The following is an 18082-nucleotide window of genomic DNA, read 5'->3' on the forward strand; positions in this document are numbered from 1 at the left end:
CGCTTTTTGGTTGTTTGTTTATCTTGGTCGAAAACATCCTACCCAGGAAGCGCTCTTCTCTTACTCCCTCAACGGCTCAACGACGAACCCACACCCACGAAAACAACACAAGCGCCATTTTTTCACGCATTGAAGTCATGCCCCCGTATTCGGTTTGCACTGAATCATACCTAGTTGTCGGCTCTTTTGATTCTGAAGATGAAGCTCTAAATTGTGCGGAATATCTCAAGACTGCGTTCGTTAGATTCTTGGTCTCGACTGTTCTTCTTACCCAGAACATTACGAAGGGCAAATTTGAGTTTGTTCCACTAGTAGATTTCCGCAGGCGCTGGACTGATCCCGAACTTTTCGAAAAGTATGGCTTGTCATCAGATGAGCGCAGCTTCATCGAAAGTCGTATCCGTCCGATGAACGGAGCAGACAATGCCTGACAACTTCTTCCCGCAGCGTCCTGACATCACTCCAACCATCTATGCCTACGCGATTGACGCTCCGACTCATAAAGGTCTATTGAAGGTCGGATATACGGGACGTGATGTACCCACTCGTGTCAAGGAGCAGGTGAGTACGGCCCATGTCAGTTACAGGATCGTGCTGGAGGAAAGCGCGATGCGTGACGACGGATCTGCCTTCGACGATAACGCCGTACACAAGATGCTGGCCCAGCAATTCCCCTGTGAATTTGGTGAGTGGTACCGCTGCTCGGTCAAGGATGTGCGGAACGCTGTCGCGGCGGTGCGTGAGCGTCGTGATTCGATGACGCAGCGCACGCAGAGTTTCGGTATGAGGCCGGAGCAGCGTGCGGCAGTGGAGAAGACACAGGCGTTTTTCGCCCGGTTCGAGAAGGACAATCCGGGGGTTCCGCCGCGTTTCCTGTGGAATGCGAAGATGCGTTTCGGCAAGACGTTCACCAGCTATGAGTTCGCCAAGGCGCAAGGATATAAGCGCGTGCTTGTCCTGACGTTCAAGCCGGCCGTGGAGAACTCGTGGCGTGAAGATCTGGAGTCGCACAAGGACTTCGCCGGGTGGCAGTTCATCTCCCGCGAGACCGAGCTCGACTACGATCACGCGGACAAGAACCGTCCAATCGTGTGCTTCGGCTCGTTCCAGGATTACTTAGGCAAGAACGAGGCCGGCGGCATCAAGGCCCGTAATGAGTGGGTGCATGAGGTCAACTGGGATCTGGTCATCTTCGACGAATACCACTTCGGCGCTTGGCGTGACAGCGCACGCGAGCTCTTCGAGGAAGAGGACAAGCGCGAGCAGAACGACAACATGAACTCGGTCGCGCAGATCATCGACGAGAGCTTCGAGCAGGGCGACACCGACTTCCTGCCCATCACCACGGGCGCGTACCTGTTCCTGTCGGGCACGCCGTTTCGTGCTATCGCCAACGGCGAGTTCATCGAGGAGCAGATCTTCAACTGGACGTACTCCGACGAGCAGCGGGCCAAGGAACGCTGGAAGCCTGCGGACGGCAGGAACCCGTACGAGTCGCTGCCGCGTATGGTGCTGATGACCTATCAGATGCCCGACCAGATCCGCGAGATCGCATCTGGCGGTGAGTTCGACGAGTTCGATCTGAACGAGTTCTTCGCCGCGAAGGGCGACGGGCAGGATGCCGAGTTCAAGCATCCCAGCGAGGTGCAGAAGTGGCTCGACCTGCTGCGCGGCGGGTTCGCCGAAACCACGGTGGACATGCTCAAGATGGGAGCAAAGAAACCGCCCATGCCGTACTCGGACTCCCGCCTGAAGAACATCCTGACTCATACGTTCTGGTTCATGCCCTCGGTCGCCTCGTGCTATGCGATGGCGAACATGCTGGCGCAGCGGCAGAACGTGTTCTACCACGACTACACGGTGAACGTGTGCGCCGGCGCCGCCGCGGGCATCGGTCTTGAGGCGTTGGGCCCCGTGCGCAAGTCGATGGCGGATCCGCTGGAGTCGAAGACCATCACCCTGTCGTGCGGCAAGCTGACCACGGGCGTGACCGTCAAGCCGTGGACCGGCATCCTCATGCTGCGCAACCTCAAGAGCCCGGAGACGTATTTCCAGGCGGCGTTCCGCGTGCAGTCGCCGTGGACCATCGACAACCCCGACGGGCTTCACCCCAACGAGACCGCGATCCTCAAACGCGAGTGCTACGTGTTCGACTTCGCACCGACACGAGCGCTGCGGCAGATCGCGGATTACAGCTGCTCGCTGCACCCCGACCAGACCATTTCTCCGGAGCAGAGCGTGGGCGAGTTCATCCACTTCCTGCCGGTGCTGGCCTATGACGGCAGCAGCATGAAGCAGGTCAACGCCACCGACGTGCTCGACATCGCGTCCTCCGGCACCTCGGCCACCCTGTTGGCGAAACGTTGGGAGAGCGCTCTGCTGGTGAACGTGGACGACCTGACCCTGCGCAAACTGATGAACAACCAGCGCGCCATGGAAGCGCTCATGAGCATCGAGGGCTTCCGCAAGCTCAACGACGACTTGGAGAAGATCATCAACAAGTCCGAGCAGATCAAGGAGATGAAGAGCAAGGACGAGAAGCCCTCCAAGGAGGAAAGGAAGGAGCTGCGCGACGCGGAGAAGGAGACCAAGAGCCTTCGCAAGCAGGTGCAGGAAAAGCTCATCAAGTTCGCCACGCGCATCCCGATCTTCATGTACCTGACCGACTACCGCGAGCAGACGCTCAAGGACGTCATCACGAAGCTGGAGCCTGAACTGTTCAAGAAGGTCACTGGCCTGACCAAGGACGATTTCGAGCTGCTGTTGAGCCTGAACGTGTTCAACCCGGCGCGCATGAACGACGCCGTGTACAAGTTCAAGCGCTACGAGGATGACAGTCTCTCGTACGCCGGCATCGACAAGCACCAGCAGGATACGCAGGTCGGCCTGTTCGACACCGCCATCCCGGCGCAAGAGTTCGAGGAGATGTAAGGAGCAGTGCAAATCGGCGATTACAGTCTGCTATCTGTCGGTGTTGACACATCCGACAGTGTGGAGTGCGCTGTATTGGACACGAATGTCGTTATCGATATGGAGCATTTTTACTTCACTCAGACAAGCGAAGAGAGGCGTCAATCTCTAAAAGATTTACTGCTGTATCTTGTGAAGGACAGAGTGGAGCCCAGCATAGGTTTTGCTTTATTGGAATCGTGCCATCAGTGGCGTTCTGGCTTCGACGAGAATAATTTCCAGAGGAAGCGTTATGTCGCAGAGACCTTGTTCCAGTGGGATGAGGATGTGATTGAAAGACAATTCGCCAATCGGCATCCTCCGGCCAATCGTGATAAGAAATGGCGCGACCGTCCATACCAGACTCGAATAGACCCATTGATCTATGGTTTTGATGGGATAATCAGCGACCATATCCAATTTGCAATTCATTATGCTTCGTTGTTAAAAATAATGCTGTTGGCTCAAAAGATGAAGGCGGATAATCGTCTGGATTTGCTTGCCGATTATGTCTCGTGGGTCAACACTCGGTTGGGCTCACTTTCAGCGTATGAGCTTCAGGTCGCCGTTGATATGCTGGTTGGGAACAGCAGTCGATCGGAACAAGCACGTAAATTGATTAAGTATTCCGGCAATGAATCCATCGACGACTTATCACATAAGGCATGGAATGCCGCATGGGACTGTTATTTCATAAGCGTCACTGATGCTTATGAAGCAGGACTGGAATACGAAACGGGAATGCCTAAACGAAAAACGGTACTGGTCACAAGGAATATCGATCCAGTATGGCTGCGAGAAAAGGCCACCTTGTCCGATGTCGAAAGTGAGGGATATTCACTTCCGCTTCCTAAGATTGAGTGCACACTAGATCTCAGAAAGGGGATTACAGATTCAGAGGTTCTTTCCATACTGAACACCGTTCATGAAACGAAAAATGCACGTCAAATGGTGAACCCTGATAACAAATCAATGATGAAGTATATCCAGAGTTTTGAAGGCGAAGCCGGATTAAATCAGTCTGCCTTTGTGGATACACCTCTCAGATAGAGAACTTCCACTCTCAGGAAAGGCTCAGACATTGAAGAGGCGACGAAAACAGAGGTTACACGACGATCGCAGGTGACGTGAGTTGGGAGCAGCTGTCGCACTTCTCAGATCATCCGTTCGGCACAGGCCGGAGCGGGACAGGGGAAGCGCGGTAACAAACTTTTGAGACCGTGTTTCGACACGCCGAGTGATTCCGCCATTACGGGGCCTAATCACAGTAACAATCCAGTAACAATGACCGTCACGATTCGCCAATCCGAGTGGTCTGAGCAAAGAAACCGAAAACCCGAAAATGGCTTGATTCCAACGATTCTGAGACGCACCAAGATGGCTGTTCTGAGCCAAGAACCCCCGAATCCTAACAGAATGTCGCAGGTTCAAATCCTGTCAGCCCGACCCAAAAGCCCTGCTTCCGGTACGGAATGCAGGTTTTTTGCATGATAGGAGCGCTTATGCGGTGCGGGCCGCGCTAGGGTTTACAGTGCGGGCTCGCCGCATCATGTGCGTGTCGTGATTTGACGGAATCGCGATTGACCGATACAGTACCTATCTGTTGTCTGAATGACGCACTCGTCCGGGTGGCGGAATGGTAGACGCGCTAGCTTGAGGTGCTAGTGCCTATTTTATACAGGCGTGTGGGTTCAAGTCCCATCTCGGACACGAGCGAAACCCCGTGGAAACACGGGGTTTTCTTGTATCTGTCGCTGATCGCGGCGGCATATGTCATCATATGCTTGCCTGATAAGGAAGGACCTCACATGCTCGTGGCGTCATGCGTGTTCGCGATACTTGCCGGACTGCTTCACGTCCTGATCTTCGTACTGGAATCGTTTCGATGGACCGACCCGAAGACGATGACGACCTTCTCCATCCCCTCGGTCGAGGAGGCCGAAGCGACGAAGGAGATGGCCTACAACCAGGGATTCTACAATCTGTTCCTCGGTGTCATGGCTTTTGCGGGTGCCGTGACCGTTCTGGCCGGTCACCATACCGTCGGCGTCACGCTGATGGTCGCCGGCACGCTGTCCATGTCGCTCGCCGCCGTAGTACTGTTCGCGGGCAGTCCCGACAAGCGTGGGGCGGCCGTCAAGCAGTTCGCATTCCCCGCGCTTGCTCTGGCGTTCCTGCTGATCTCCGTCGTCCTGTAAGAGGCTTGTGTCGCGTCGCGCTGGCGACTGTTCGCGATCGACCGGCGTATGCAATCGCAAGGTGAATCATATGGAGCATTCGATCTCGTTACGTATCCGTGCATACCGATCGGATGATGCCGCCGCGACGATGGATGTGTTCCGCCGCGCCGTCACCGAGACCGCGTCGCGGGATTACGACGACGTGCAGGTTCGCACGTGGACCGGCAATACGGGAACATCGACGCAATGGGATGCGCGGCGGTCGGCCGTACACACGTGGGTCGCGGAGACGGCGGATCGCCGGCCATCGATCGTCGGTTTCATCGATATCGACGACGACGGCTATATCGACATGCTGTTCGTCGACCCGTCGATCGCACGTCGCGGCGTCGCCTCGCAACTGCTCGACCAAGCGGAACGGTATGCGGAGGCCAACGATATCGCTCGGCTCTCCGTCCACGCCAGCATCACCGCGCAACCGTTCTTCCTGCGTCACGGGTTCCGCGCGGTCGAAACACGCCATCCGCGCATCGGCAATGTGACATTCGTCAACTATCTCATGCTCAAACCGATGCCGGTATGATCGATGTCATGCGCATTGCGATCATCGGATACAGCGGCAGCGGCAAATCGACGTTGGCGAGGAAGCTCGGCGAACGGTTGGCCATCCCGGTCATGTACCTTGACCAAGTGCACTGGCTGCCCGGATGGAAAGAACGCGATGACGATGACGCTCGTGCCGTCGTCGCCACGTTCATGAACGATCACGAATCGTGGGTCATCGAAGGCAACTATACGAATCTGCTGTATGACGAACGCATGACGCAAGCCGATGTCATCATCGTCATGCTGTTCGGCCGATTCCGATGCTTCGCGCGGGCCGTTCGCCGCTGGCTGCGCTACCGCGGCGCCAGTCGACCGGACATGACGCCGGGCTGTCCGGAGAAGATCGATGCCGAATTCGCATGGTGGCTGCTCATCAAGGGACGCAATGCCGCCCGCCGGCAACGATTCGTCGACACGACGCATGCACATCCCGACACGGCGATCATCGTGCACAATCCCGCGCAACTTGCCCACGTATACGCCGATATCGGATGATCCGCGGGAACAACCGGCAGACGGATGCAGTGACGGCTGCGCTACCGTATCGGAATCATCATTGATGCCGGTGTCCGTCATGTAATGGACGTATTGCCGGTATGCGGCAAACGTAACATCATGGTCGTCGGTCATATGTGAGACGCATGGTTGAAACGGTCAGAAAATAAGGAAGGGACGGCATATGGTCACGTCACATCGCAGTCGTGTGGTGATCGTCGGCACGGGCAGCGTCGGCGCGGCGACCGCCGGAGCCATCGTCCTGCAGGGATTGTGCGACGAACTGGTACTCATCAACCACAATCCCGACAAGGCGTCCGGACTGGCCATGGACCTCATGGACGGCTCCGATTACACGGGCCGTTTCGTGTCCATCCGCCGCGGTGACTGGGCCGACTGCCGCGATGCCGACATCGTGATCGTCACGGCCGGACCGAAACCCAAGCCCGGCGAGACGCGGTTCCAGGAGCTCGGTGCGGCCATCGACATCGTCGACCCGATCCTGTGTGCCATCCGCGACTCCGGATTCGACGGCATCCTCATCATGGTCTCCAATCCGGTCGACGTGCTCAGCTGGTTCGCATGGAAGCGCACCGGACTGCCTCGCTCGCAGGTCATCGGCTCCGGCACGGCGCTCGACACGTCCCGCATGAAGGCGATCATCGGCGACATCACCAGACTCGACCCGCGCATGGTGTCCGGCTATGTGATCGGCGAACACGGCGATTCCCAGTTCGTGCCGTGGTCGACGGTCTCGTTCGTCGGCAAAAGCTTTACCCGATATCTGCAGGACAACCGGTCCCGCTATGTGGATATCACGCTGGACGGCATCGAGGAGCGGACGCGGCGGCGCGGTCTGCTCATCAAGTCGCTGCGCGGCGGCACCAGTCAGGGCATCGCCGCCACCGTTGCCGGACTGGCGCGCACGATCCTGTGGGACGAGCGGCGCGTGGTCCCCGTTTCCACGCTGATCGACGGCGAATACGAATACGACGAGCATGACGTGTTCCTGAGTCTGCCGGTCGCGTTGAACGCCGACGGCGTGGGTGATTTCGTCGACCTGCATCTCGACGAGAGCGAACTGGCCAAGTTTCATCGGTCCGCGCGCATCGTGCGGGAGCATTGCGCGATGATCGCGGATCGCCTGTAGAGGAGCGCTTGACTGTGATGGTGCCGGTACGCATCCGCGCATACCGATCGGAGGACGCCGTCGCGACGATGGATGTGTTTCGCCGCGTCGTCACCGGCATCGCGTCGTGCGACCACGATGCCGAACAGGTTCGTGCGTGGGCCGGCAATACCGGCACGGTGGCGCAGTGGGATGCGCGGCGGTCGGCCGTCCGTACGTGGGTCGCGGAGACGATGGGTGACGGTCCATCGGTCGTCGGTTTCGTCGACGTCGAAGACACCGGCTGCATCGATATGCTGTTCGTCGATTCGGCGGCCGCGCGCCGCGGCGTCGCCTCGCGGCTGCTCAATCATGCGCAACGATATGCGGCGGCCAACGACATCACACGGCTCACCGTCCATGCCAGCATCACCGCACGGCCGTTCTTCCACCGTCACGGATTCCGTACGGTCGAAACACGGCATCCGCGCATCGGCGAGGTGACGTTCGTCAACTACCTCATGGCGCGGGAGATGCGGTTCCCGGGATTACGCTCGGAAAATCCCGGGAACTGAAGCATGTTCACATGAACAAGCCATGCACGTCATATCGCGGTTGGCTGCTGACGTGATGTTCATTATTGTGCGTTTACCGGTTCCCGGGATGGAATGCGGTAATCCCGGGAACCGGACCCATACAGAAATCCTGTATCGCGCGTTGCCATGCCGCGGTGGTTGCCGAATAATCAGGGCATCGACATCCGCGACATCGAGAAACGAGCACATCATGGAACATCCATCGCACGTCCACATCGCCGGCCGGCCGCCCCGCATAGTCGCCGCGATCATTGCGGCCGTCATCATGGCGGCGCTGCTGATCCCGCTGGGACGGTCATTGGCCGTGCGCGCGGCATACGCGCATGTTGCCGTCACCACATCCGACCAATGGGCCGATCATTGCAGCGACATCGCAACCGACGATGCATTCGCGATCGACCGCACGCGTGCCGTCATGATCAACGGCGAAGCCAATCCGCTGCTGTGCACGTTCCGCGACCCATCCGCGGCATTGCGAGCGTTGCGCGGCGTCACTGACCTGTCTGCCATCCAGCGGCACTGCGTCCTGCCGCTGAACACGCTGACGTGGCGCTGCTACGCCGGCTGGGTCGCTGGTCATGCGCCGTACGACGACCCGCAGGTCGCCGCGTTCTTCGACATCTACGAGAACACGGCAGACAACGATCGCATCGTCACGACGCTCGCCGCCATGCAGCGACATGCCAAGGATGACATGCTTACCAATGCGCAGTTGGGTGAGCTGGCCATGCTGTTCCCCGACTACGCACCGATCAGTCGGTACGTGCGTACGTATGTGGATGATGCGGCGACGGCCGACGAGTGACATTGATATATGACCGGTCGATCAAGGGAAACTGATATGACGGACGTTATGGATCAGATGACGAACGATCACGACGGACGAGGACGGATGTCGCCGGTGATCATGACGATACTCGCCGTCGCGGTGCCGATACTGGTCATCGTCGGCGGACTGGGATTGAGCTACTGGTACACGCACCGCACGGCCGACACGTCACACATCATCTATGAATATTCGCGGTCCGCGAAATTCACCAAGGCGCAGCTCGACGCAGCCGGGCACAAAACCGCCGAAGTATTCTCCGGCTTTTCTGGCTGTACGATGAACGCATCTCCTACGACGAGACATGGGCCGACAGGCTGCTTGACCTCGAGGACGAATCCAAGGCCGAGTCGCCGTCCTACTGGTCGGCGATCTACGATGCCTACCACCGGTACGGCCGCAACCGTATCTTCATCGCGACCGTCGACCTCACCTGCGACGGCAGTGACGCGACGCTCAGCTCCGGCGAACAGTCGATGACTGATTACCTGTATCTCAACGATGACGGCAGAACCTGGACCGAAATCGATCACGGCAACGGCTGACGATTGGTCGGCGGCCGTTGCGTGACAGACGTTCGCCTGTCGATGAACGGACGATCGGTCTGCGGCGCGGCATAATGGATGACGAAACCATCTATGCCGTCAAGGAGGAATCATGGCCATCGAGAACGCCAAAGCGCTGATCATCGTGAACAACTGGGGCATCGAGGAGACGGAGCTGACCCGTCCGCTGCGCGACCTCAAGGCCGCGGGCGCCAAAGTCACGCTCGCCGCGACCGAACTGGAACCGTGCGAAACCGTACAGCACGACCGTTATGAAGGCGAGACGCTCACGCCGGACGTGAAGCTGTCCGACGTGCAGGCCTCCGACTACGACCTGCTCGTCGTGCCCGGCGGCACCTGCAACGTCGACCGTCTGCGCGTGAACGAGGACGCGATCACGCTCGCGCAGGAGTTCGCGCACGAAGGCAAGCCGATCGCCGCGATCTGCCACGGCGCATGGCTGCTCGTCAACGCCGGGCTGATGGAGGGCAAGACCGCATCGCCGTGCCGTTACATCGCCGCCGACATCGAAAACGCGGGCGGCCATTACGTCAACGAGGAAGTGACCGTCGACGACGCGAACGGCTGGCGGTTCATCACCTCGCGTACGCCCGCCGACCTCGACGCGTTCGTCGGCGCGATCAAGAACACGCTCGCCTGATCCACCAGTGCCGCAACGAGATCAACGTTGGTTCCAACGTTCGCCGTATGACGGCAGTTCATTGCGCGGATTGGCATCCTGCGCGGCCTGCCAGTTGGCTCGGTCGGCGAACAGCAGACTTTCGTTGATACCGTTGCGCACCGCGATTTTGATGACGTAGTAGAGCATCAGCAGTACGACCGCGATGATCGCGATGCCGGCGGCCAGCCAGAGGATGGCATACAACGGTTCCAACATGACAAGCTCCTTTGCCTGTGTGGATGACTGCTACCATCAAGAATATCGCTGGGGGGGTACGTCAGGCGACGAAGCGCAGGTAGGTGCGGTCGTCGAAGGATGCCTGACCGGGCGTGAAACCTTTGGTGGTGCGGTAGTCGCGGATGAGCTGCGGGTCATCGCGGCGCAGACGGTCCAGTTCCCGCTCCGATTCGGCCAGCGTCGGACGCAGCAGGGGATAGCCGTCCGAGGCGAGCACCACCTCGTCGCCTGGATTGATCGGGACCGTACGAATCGGATACATCGGGTCGGTGAACCCGTCGAACACGAAATAACCGTATTCGCCGCGCCGGTTCGCGAACCGCGACTGCAGACGCAGGAACGGCAGGATCATGTCACGGGCCGGATCAACCGTTTCGGGCGTCGCCGTCCGGCAGTTGGAAGCCGGTGACGACGTCATATCATCCTGCGTGCGGTCCGACGCATCGTCATCCAACGCCAACGCCTGCGCGGCGAACGATCGCAGTTCGCCCAGCAACTCGTCCACGCGCTTCACCGTCGGCGTCTGCACGCCATTCACCATGATCTGACAGTCGCCGAACAGCCACGCCTCATGCCGGGCCGCACTGTAGACCACCGCGTTCGCCTGCAACCGTTCCCACGGTTCACGTTCGAACAGGCGCGCGTCGGCGGTCGTGTCATATTGCGCTCGCAAGCGGCCATCCAGCGATGACTGCACCTGCCGCATCGTCGCATCCGCCGGTAATCCGGCGATCGCGTCCAGCAGCAGATCCTTCGCGACGACCCCGCCGCTCGGTCGCCACAACCGCCGCACGCTCTTGCTCGTCACGCCATCCACCACGGCCGCGAACCCGTCCGTGACGACGAGACCATCCTCATTCAACGACCGGTCGGCCCTCTTGCCCCGGCAGCACCGTTCGATCACACGCATGCCTTCCACCATAGTCCCATAACCGCAGCATGCGAATACGGACGCGACCCCGCCGTTTTTTCGATGGAACCGATACGATAAGGCACATGAGCGAAACGAACAATCCCGAACTGTGGCCCGCACCAACGGCGAACGGGCCGATCAACGCCACCGTCACCATTCCCGGCAGCAAATCGCTGTCCAACCGCTACCTCATCCTCGCCGCACTCGGCTCCAAGCCGGTAAAGCTGGTCGGTCTGCTGCGTTCACGCGACACCGAACTCATGATGGGAGCGCTCACCGCGCTCGGCGTGCGCTGTGACGTCGATCCGAATGTTGAAACGACTGTCACCGTGACGCCGCCGGCCTCCGGACGATTCCACGGCAACGTCGACGTGTACTGCGGTCTCGCCGGCACGGTCATGCGCTTCGTGCCCGGACTCGCGCTGTTCGCCGACGGGCCGGTGCGGTTCGACGGCGACGAACAGGCGTATGCGCGTCCGATGAAGCCAGTGCTTGACGGACTCGAACAACTTGGCGCGACCGTCGACTACCACGGCGAGATTGGACGGCTGCCGTTCACGATCACGCCGCCAGCGCAGTTGCCGGGCGTTGACGGTGCCGCTGGTGCCGCGCATGTCGCGATCGACTCGTCCGGCTCGTCGCAGTTCATCTCCGGACTGCTGCTGATCGGCTCGCGACTGCCCGGGGGGCTGTCGCTCACGCATACCGGCGAGAAGACTCCGAGCCTGCCGCACATCCGCATGACCGTCGCCGACGTGAACGGGGCCGGCGGGCATGCGCTCGCCGACGAGGACGCACGCGTGTGGACGGTGCAGCCGGGCGCGTTGCAGCTGCCGGAACGTGTGGTCGTGGAACCGGACCTGTCGAACGCGGCACCGTTCCTCGGTGCCGCGCTGATCGCGGGAGGTACGGTGCGTGTGCCGCATTGGCCGGTTGAGACGACCCAGCCGGGCGGCCTGCTGCCGGGGTATCTGGAACGCATGGGCGCAACCGTTACGTTCCCGGAACATGACGGGATTCGCTACTGCGAGGTGGCGGCTGAAGCCGGTGCGATTCGAGGCCTTGGAGACTTCGATCTGACGGCGGCGGGGGAGATCGCGCCGTCGCTGGCGGCGATCCTTGTATTCGCGGACGCGCCGACGCGCATGATCGGCATCGGGCACCTGCGTGGGCATGAGACGAATCGGCTCGAGGCGCTGGTCATTGAGATCCGACGCGTCGGGGGAGAGGCACGCGAACTGCCGGACGGCGTCGAGATCACGCCGGTGCCGCGTGCCTCGCTGCATGGTGCGGTGATGGAATCGTACGCAGATCACCGCATGGCCACGTTCGCCGCGATGATCGGACTCGCGGTACCGGGAGTAGAGATCGTGAATGTGGCGACCACGCGCAAAACGCTGCCGGATTTCGTGGGCATGTGGACTGGCATGCTGGCGTAAAGTGCTTCCTGAGGCTGCATCTTGCAGTTGTAGGGCCGCGCCGCTGCGATAGCCATTGATCCCTGCAATAATAATGGCGGAAAATGGCGGGAAGCTTATGGCGGTGTGCGTGCTTTCCGCCATGTAAGGCCCTACAACTGCAAGATGCGTGATGTGGCGTCGCATATGAAACGGCCCGGCGGTTCAAGATTGAACCGCCGGGCCGTTTTTTGCCATATCTGGGGATCTGTCAGATCAGTATCAGACTCACTTGGCGAACTTGTTGCCGTAGGTGTCCTCGCCGGCTTCCGCGATGGCGGCGGACTTGCGGGCGATGGCCAGCTCCTCGTTGGTCGGGATCACGGCGATGACCACGGACGAATCCGGGGTGGAGATGACGCGCGGCTCCTTGGAGCGCTTCGCGTTCTTCTCCTCGTCGAGCTTGACGCCGAACGGGGCGAGCTTGTCGCACACCATCTTGCGCACGATGTCGTCGTTCTCGCCGACGCCGGCGGTGAAGGTGATCACGTCCACGCCACCCATCTGAGCGGTGTAGTTGCCGATGTAGCCGACGATGCGGTGCACGTACACGTCGAGCGCCAGCTTGGCGTCCTCATTGCCCTCGGCCACCAGACGGTGCACCTCGCGCAGATCGCCGAAGCCGGTCATGCCCATCATGCCGGAACGCTTGTTGAACAGGGCATCCAGCTCGTCCACGTTCATGTGGGCGTTGCGGATGAGGTGGAAGACGACGGCCGGGTCGATGTCGCCGGTGCGGCCGCCCATCATGAGGCCCTCGAGCGGGGTCAGACCCATGGAGGTCTCGACCGGCTTGCCGGAGATCTCGGCGGAGGCGGAGGCTCCGTTGCCGATGTGCAGGACGATCTGCTTCAATCCCTCGGCCGGCTTGCCGATGACTTCCGGCACCACGGAGGAGATGAACTCGTGGGAGGTGCCGTGGGCGCCGTAACGGCGGATGTGGTACTGGTCGGCGATCTCCTTGTTCAGCGCGTAGGTGCTGGATGCCTTCGGCAGCTGGAAGAAGAAGGAGGAGTCGAACACGAAGATCTGCGGCACGTCCGGCAGCAGGGAGCGCATGACCTCGGCGCCCTTGGCCTCCGGGCCGTTGTGCAGCGGGGCGAGCACGGCCAGATCCTTGACGGCGTTGATGGTCTTGTCGTTGACCAGGGCCGGCTTCGGGAAGAGGGAGCCACCCTGGACCACGCGGTGGCCGACGGCGACGATGTTCGCGTCGGCGAGCTTCGGGCCGTACTCCTCGAAGAAGCCGAGCACACGCTTCAAGCCCTGCTCGTGATCGTGGATCGGCTCCTCGAGCTCGTGCTTCTCGCCGTTGTACTCGTGCTTGTAGTGGCCATCGACCGGCTCGCCGATCTTCTCGACGAGGCCGGAGGCGATACCTTCGCCGGACTCGAGATCAACCAGCTGGTACTTGATCGAGCTGGAACCGGAATTGATGACAAGGACGGTTTTCGCCATTGTGGGCATCCTCCATATTGTTTGCCGTGCCGCGAAAACGCGGCTTTCCAAATCTTCAGACTACTCGTTGCTTGCTACAAATCGTTTCGTTGAGTCTGATGTTCGTGACCGACTGGCGGGTATGTCCGTGGTCTGCTGGTGATGTGCGACGCCGAACACGCTCCAGGGCGCTCGCCCAAGTCTTACGGTCCGGCATCGCACATCACCAGCAGACCACTCGCCTCGACGATAACGGAACGTTTCCTGTATACGAGTGTTGGGTTGGGATATTGCGCTGCAGACCGTAAGACTTGGCCGAGCGGCCCAGAGCGTGTCGGCAGCGCAACACCCTCATCCCAACACGGGCACCCGCGAAACCGGGGTGAGGGGAAGGGGCTATTGCTGGGCTTCGATGGCGGTGAGGGCGATCGTGTTGATGATGTCCTGCACGAGCGCGCCGCGCGACAGGTCGTTGACCGGCTTGTTGAGGCCCTGCAGCACCGGGCCGATGGCGAGGGCCCCGGAGGAGCGCTGCACGGCCTTGTATCCGATATTGCCGGCGCACAGGTCGGGGAACACGAACACGTTCACGTGGCCGGCGACGTCGTTGCCCTTGGCCTTGGTGGCGGCCACGGTCGGCGACCATGCGGCGTCGAACTGGATGGAGCCGACGACCGGCAGATCCGGGGCCTTCTCCTTGACGATGCGGGTGGCCTCCTCGACGACGTCCACGTCCGGTCCCTTGCCCGAGCCGAGCGTGGAGTAGGAGAGCATGCCGACCTTCGGTTCGATGCCGAACGCCTTCGCGGTCTCGGCGGACTGGATGGCGATGTCGGCCAGCTGTTCGGCGGTCGGGTTCAAGTTGATCGCACAGTCGGCGAACACGGCCACATGATCCTTGAAGCACATGAGGAACGAGCCGGAGACGAGCGACTGGCCGGGCTTGGTCTTGATGACCTGCAGGGCAGGGCGCACGGTGTTCGCCGTGGAGTTGACCGAACCGGAGACGAGGCCGTCGGCGTAGCCGAGCACGACGAGCATCGTGCCGAAGTAGCTCGCGTCCTTGAGCTGCTGGCGCGCCTGGTCCTCGGTCATGCCCTTCTTGGCGCGCAGCTCGCACAGCTTGGCGACCATCGGCTTGACGATGTTCTCGTCGTTCATCGACTGGAAGCGTGCCTTGTCGAGCGAATGCAGCCCGAGTTTGGCCCCGCGGGCGAGGATCGCGTCGCGTTCGCCCACGATGATGAGGTTCGCGACCTCGCGTTCGAGCAGGTAGTCGGCAGCCTTGAGGATGCGGTCTTCCTCGCCTTCGGGCAGCACGATCGTCTTCTTGTTGACTTTCGCGCGGCCGAGCAGGCTGTGCTGGAACGCGTACGAGGTGACGGGGAAGTCGATGTCGACGTCGAGCGCCTTGAGCACCTCTTCGGTCGGCACGTTGTCCTGGAACGCCTTGAGCGCGGCGTCTGCCTGCGACGCCTCGGTGAACGGGGTCTGCGGGATGGTCCACACCGGCAGACCGAACTCGGCGAGCGTGTTCTTGACGAACACCGAATGACGCGGGTCGCAGCCGGTCACGAAGATGCCGAGCACCTTGTTGCCGGCGGCCTCCATGCCTTCGATCGACAGCTGCACGGTCTCGCGCAGCTCGTCGGGCCAGCGGTCGATCGTGCACACGGCGAGGAAGACGCCGGCCTGCAGATCGGCGGCGATGTTCGCATTGAACTCGTAGGCGGTCGGATCGTTGACGTGCGATTTGTCGGTGCCGACGATCAGCGCCGCGTCGGCGCGCGAGACGCTCATCGCATCGTCGAACGCCGCGACGATGTCGCCGCGCGATGCCTCCTTGTCGCGGCGCACCTTGTGGATGTCGAGTCCGGAGGACAGCGCCACGCCGAGGCCGGCGTTCGATGCGTTCAGCAGGATCGGCGTGAAGTGGTCGTGGTTGGACACGGCAGGACGGAACACCGCGGTCTTGTACTTGGTGGTCAACGCCTTGAGCACGCCGTATGCGACGACGTTGCGGCCGTTGGCCCCTTCGGGAGAGGCGATGTAGATGTTGGTGACTGCCACAGTGAAACTCCTTGCTTGGGAATGATGCTGCCGTGTGACCACGCTGTTCACACTTACCGATCATTCTAGTACGTGGCAGTTGCGGATACGGTTTGCCCCGCAATGTGACCTGCGTCACACTTGCGGGGCAAAACTTCGTCGCCGGAGCACGCGATTACTTGTGGTAGAGGCTTACGCGCTCGTACTTCGGTTCGCAGCACACGTTGATGCCGAGCTTGCGGTACAGCGCCTCGTCGGTCGGGGAGAGGATGACCGAGAAGAACGCGTCGCAGCCGCGCAACTGTTCCAGTCCGGCGATCACCTTGGCGGCGAGCGGACTGACGGAGCTGGTGATCGACAGCGCGATCAGCGTCTCGTCAGAATGCAGACGGCGGTTCATGCTGTTGAGATGCTCGGTCTTGAGCCGGCAGATCGGTTCGATCGTGTTGTCGTCGATCACCGGCAGTTCCGCGTCCACGCCGGTCACGGCTTTGAGCGCGTTCATGAGCAGCGCGCTGGCCGTTCCCATGAGCACGCCGGTCTTGCCGGTGACCACGCGGCCGTCCGGCAGCACCATCGCGCCGGCCGGGGCGCCGGTCAGCTCCTCTTTGCGCAACGCGGCCGCACGCGCCGGCGACAGGTTCTCGTCCACGCCGGCGCGCTGCATGATCGAACGGAGACGCTCGACCTGTTCCTCGCCGGTGCCGGTGCGTTTGAGCTGTTCGGCGGCCGTGAAATAGCGCCGCACGATTTCCATCTTCGCGGCCTCGCGGCATGCATCGTCGTCCGAGATCGCGTAGCCGGCCATGTTCACGCCCATGTCGGTGGGGCTTTGGTAGGGGCTTTTGCCCATGATCCGTTCCATCATGGCCTTGAGTACGGGGAACGCCTCGACGTCGCGGTTGTAGTTGACCGTCGTCTTGCCGTATGCCTCGAGATGGAACGGGTCGATGATGTTCGCGTCGTCGAGGTCGACGGTGGCCGCCTCGTATGCGATGTTGACCGGATGGTTGAGCGGCAGGTTCCAGATCGGGAACGTCTCGTATTTCGCATAGCCGGCCGTGATGCCGCGCTGATGCTCGTGGTAGAGCTGCGACAGGCAGGTGGCGAGCTTGCCCGAGCCGGGGCCGGGCGCGGTGACGACGACGAGCGGCCGGCTGGTCTCGATGTAGTCGTTGCGGCCGTAGCCTTCCGGCGACACGATGCGTTCGATGTCGTGCGGATAGCCGGCGATGGGGTAGTGCAGATGGCAGGTGATGCCGAGCTGGGCGAGACGGCGGCGGTAGACGTCGGCGGCCGGCTGGTTCGCGTACTGCGTGAGCACGACCGAGCCGACGTGGAAGCCGCGTGAGCGGAACACATCGATCAGGCGCAGCACGTCCTCGTCGTAGGTGATGCCGAGATCGCCGCGCATCTTGGCCTTTTCGATGTGATTGGCGTTGATCGCGATGACGATCTCCACGTCCTGCTTCATGCTGTCGAGCATGCGGAACTTGGTGTCCGGCTCAAAGCCGGGCAGCACGCGCGACGCATGGTAGTCGTCGAACAGCTTGCCGCCGAATTCCAGATACAGCTTGCCGCCGAACTGCGCGATGCGCTTTTTGATGTTGTCGGCCTGCAGCGCGATGTACTTGTCGTTGTCGAATCCCTGTCGCATGGTCGCCCACCCTTTTCGATGTCGTCGTAAACGCAAGGATTATACCGGAAAACCGCTCCGGTCGCGACATGCAAAAGCGGGTCGGAACCACAACGATTCCGACCCGCTTCTTGCTACGTTCCTTCAACCGGCAAGGACCATCTTATGAAGGTTTCCGAAGGAATAATTGAACAACGTGTGCGGCCTCTAGGCGCACCGAGGGAAGACGTACTCAGTACGCCGACCGAGGAGCAACGACGAGGACACTTGTCTGAGAGGAATAATGTGATGACGTGTGCGGTAGCAAGGCGCGGGAGACGAAGGCGTGCGAAGGTACGTCGAGTCTCCCGCAACGCAGCTAACGCT

The 18082-nt window shown here is 60.8% G+C and carries 15 protein-coding genes, 1 tRNA gene and 1 pseudogene; 12 read left to right on the forward strand and 5 right to left on the reverse strand.

Translation table 11 applies throughout. The features are described from left to right. The 11 genes and pseudogenes from AC1A0G_RS07845 to AC1A0G_RS07895 form a co-directional block, all read left to right on the forward strand. A pseudogene (locus tag AC1A0G_RS07845) lies at positions 1-431 on the forward strand (hypothetical protein); the annotation flags it as partial. Further along, the gene (locus AC1A0G_RS07850) at positions 424-2931 is read left to right on the forward strand and encodes a GIY-YIG nuclease family protein (protein WP_476528697.1); all 2508 of its coding nucleotides are present in this window, start codon (positions 424-426) and stop codon (positions 2929-2931) included. The pseudogene AC1A0G_RS07845 and the gene AC1A0G_RS07850, both read left to right, overlap by 8 nt. Before the next feature lie 6 nt (positions 2932-2937). Next, positions 2938-3999 (forward strand): hypothetical protein, encoded by a 1062-nt coding sequence (locus tag AC1A0G_RS07855; RefSeq protein ID WP_476528699.1) that lies wholly within the window; start codon positions 2938-2940, stop codon positions 3997-3999. Positions 4000-4571: 572 nt separating this feature from the next. After that, positions 4572-4659: transfer RNA gene (locus AC1A0G_RS07860), tRNA-Leu, on the forward strand. A gap of 98 nt (positions 4660-4757) precedes the next feature. Next, positions 4758-5147, forward strand: coding sequence for a DUF1304 domain-containing protein (locus tag AC1A0G_RS07865; RefSeq protein WP_476528700.1), 390 nt, complete (start codon positions 4758-4760; stop codon positions 5145-5147). Positions 5148-5217: 70 nt separating this feature from the next. Beyond that, complete coding sequence (locus tag AC1A0G_RS07870; RefSeq protein ID WP_476528702.1) at positions 5218-5712, forward strand: GNAT family N-acetyltransferase; 495 nt, start codon at positions 5218-5220, stop codon at positions 5710-5712. Continuing rightward, entirely contained in the window at positions 5709-6230 is a 522-nt protein-coding gene (locus tag AC1A0G_RS07875) for a P-loop NTPase family protein (RefSeq protein ID WP_476528704.1), read from the forward strand. Before AC1A0G_RS07870 ends, AC1A0G_RS07875 begins: the two co-directional genes overlap by 4 nt. A gap of 184 nt (positions 6231-6414) precedes the next feature. After that, positions 6415-7380 (forward strand): L-lactate dehydrogenase, encoded by a 966-nt coding sequence (locus tag AC1A0G_RS07880; protein WP_476528706.1) that lies wholly within the window; start codon positions 6415-6417, stop codon positions 7378-7380. Positions 7381-7397: 17 nt separating this feature from the next. Further along, positions 7398-7913, forward strand: a complete 516-nt coding sequence (locus tag AC1A0G_RS07885; RefSeq protein WP_476528805.1) for a GNAT family N-acetyltransferase — start codon at positions 7398-7400, stop codon at positions 7911-7913. 211 nt (positions 7914-8124) lie between these two features. Beyond that, complete coding sequence (locus AC1A0G_RS07890) at positions 8125-8739, forward strand: hypothetical protein (protein ID WP_476528707.1); 615 nt, start codon at positions 8125-8127, stop codon at positions 8737-8739. Between the two features lie 678 nt (positions 8740-9417). Continuing rightward, positions 9418-9966 carry a type 1 glutamine amidotransferase domain-containing protein gene (locus AC1A0G_RS07895; protein WP_476506348.1) on the forward strand — a complete coding sequence of 183 codons (549 nt, stop codon included), beginning with the start codon at positions 9418-9420 and terminating at the stop codon, positions 9964-9966. Between the two features lie 21 nt (positions 9967-9987). Here AC1A0G_RS07895 and AC1A0G_RS07900 read toward each other — a convergent pair whose 3' ends face one another. Further along, the gene (locus AC1A0G_RS07900) at positions 9988-10203 is read right to left on the reverse strand and encodes a DUF6019 family protein (RefSeq protein WP_476528709.1); all 216 of its coding nucleotides are present in this window, start codon (positions 10201-10203) and stop codon (positions 9988-9990) included. Positions 10204-10264: 61 nt separating this feature from the next. Further along, a complete protein-coding gene (locus AC1A0G_RS07905) occupies positions 10265-11134 on the reverse strand; it encodes a hypothetical protein (protein ID WP_476528711.1) in 870 nt (289 codons plus the stop codon). An 86-nt stretch (positions 11135-11220) separates the two neighbouring features. Here AC1A0G_RS07905 and aroA point away from each other — a divergent pair, with 86 nt between their 5' ends. Beyond that, complete coding sequence (gene aroA / locus AC1A0G_RS07910) at positions 11221-12576, forward strand: 3-phosphoshikimate 1-carboxyvinyltransferase (RefSeq protein ID WP_476528713.1); 1356 nt, start codon at positions 11221-11223, stop codon at positions 12574-12576. A gap of 246 nt (positions 12577-12822) precedes the next feature. Here aroA and AC1A0G_RS07915 read toward each other — a convergent pair whose 3' ends face one another. From AC1A0G_RS07915 to AC1A0G_RS07925, 3 genes are all read right to left on the reverse strand, one after another. Next, the gene (locus AC1A0G_RS07915) at positions 12823-14052 is read right to left on the reverse strand and encodes an acetate/propionate family kinase (RefSeq protein ID WP_476528714.1); all 1230 of its coding nucleotides are present in this window, start codon (positions 14050-14052) and stop codon (positions 12823-12825) included. A gap of 375 nt (positions 14053-14427) precedes the next feature. Continuing rightward, the gene (gene pta, locus AC1A0G_RS07920; protein WP_476528715.1) at positions 14428-16101 is read right to left on the reverse strand and encodes a phosphate acetyltransferase; all 1674 of its coding nucleotides are present in this window, start codon (positions 16099-16101) and stop codon (positions 14428-14430) included. A 154-nt stretch (positions 16102-16255) separates the two neighbouring features. Next, a complete protein-coding gene (locus tag AC1A0G_RS07925; RefSeq protein ID WP_476528716.1) occupies positions 16256-17737 on the reverse strand; it encodes a DUF1846 domain-containing protein in 1482 nt (493 codons plus the stop codon). Positions 17738-18082: the final 345 nt, after the last annotated feature.

Source organism: Bifidobacterium sp. LH_230 (assembly GCF_056357555.1).

Excerpts from the sequence above, each read along its gene's own strand:
- AC1A0G_RS07850 (WP_476528697.1), top strand. The coding sequence starts at position 424 with ATGCCTGACAACTTCTTCCCGCAGCGTCCTGACATCACTCCAACCATC.
- AC1A0G_RS07865 (WP_476528700.1), top strand. The coding sequence starts at position 4,758 with ATGCTCGTGGCGTCATGCGTGTTCGCGATACTTGCCGGACTGCTTCAC.
- AC1A0G_RS07870 (WP_476528702.1), top strand. The coding sequence starts at position 5,218 with ATGGAGCATTCGATCTCGTTACGTATCCGTGCATACCGATCGGATGAT.
- AC1A0G_RS07875 (WP_476528704.1), top strand. The coding sequence starts at position 5,709 with ATGATCGATGTCATGCGCATTGCGATCATCGGATACAGCGGCAGCGGC.
- AC1A0G_RS07880 (WP_476528706.1), top strand. The coding sequence starts at position 6,415 with ATGGTCACGTCACATCGCAGTCGTGTGGTGATCGTCGGCACGGGCAGC.
- AC1A0G_RS07885 (WP_476528805.1), top strand. The coding sequence starts at position 7,398 with ATGGTGCCGGTACGCATCCGCGCATACCGATCGGAGGACGCCGTCGCG.
- AC1A0G_RS07890 (WP_476528707.1), top strand. The coding sequence starts at position 8,125 with ATGGAACATCCATCGCACGTCCACATCGCCGGCCGGCCGCCCCGCATA.
- AC1A0G_RS07895 (WP_476506348.1), top strand. The coding sequence starts at position 9,418 with ATGGCCATCGAGAACGCCAAAGCGCTGATCATCGTGAACAACTGGGGC.
- AC1A0G_RS07900 (WP_476528709.1), bottom strand. The coding sequence starts at position 10,203 with ATGTTGGAACCGTTGTATGCCATCCTCTGGCTGGCCGCCGGCATCGCG.
- AC1A0G_RS07905 (WP_476528711.1), bottom strand. The coding sequence starts at position 11,134 with ATGCGTGTGATCGAACGGTGCTGCCGGGGCAAGAGGGCCGACCGGTCG.
- aroA (WP_476528713.1), top strand. The coding sequence starts at position 11,221 with ATGAGCGAAACGAACAATCCCGAACTGTGGCCCGCACCAACGGCGAAC.
- AC1A0G_RS07915 (WP_476528714.1), bottom strand. The coding sequence starts at position 14,052 with ATGGCGAAAACCGTCCTTGTCATCAATTCCGGTTCCAGCTCGATCAAG.
- AC1A0G_RS07925 (WP_476528716.1), bottom strand. The coding sequence starts at position 17,737 with ATGCGACAGGGATTCGACAACGACAAGTACATCGCGCTGCAGGCCGAC.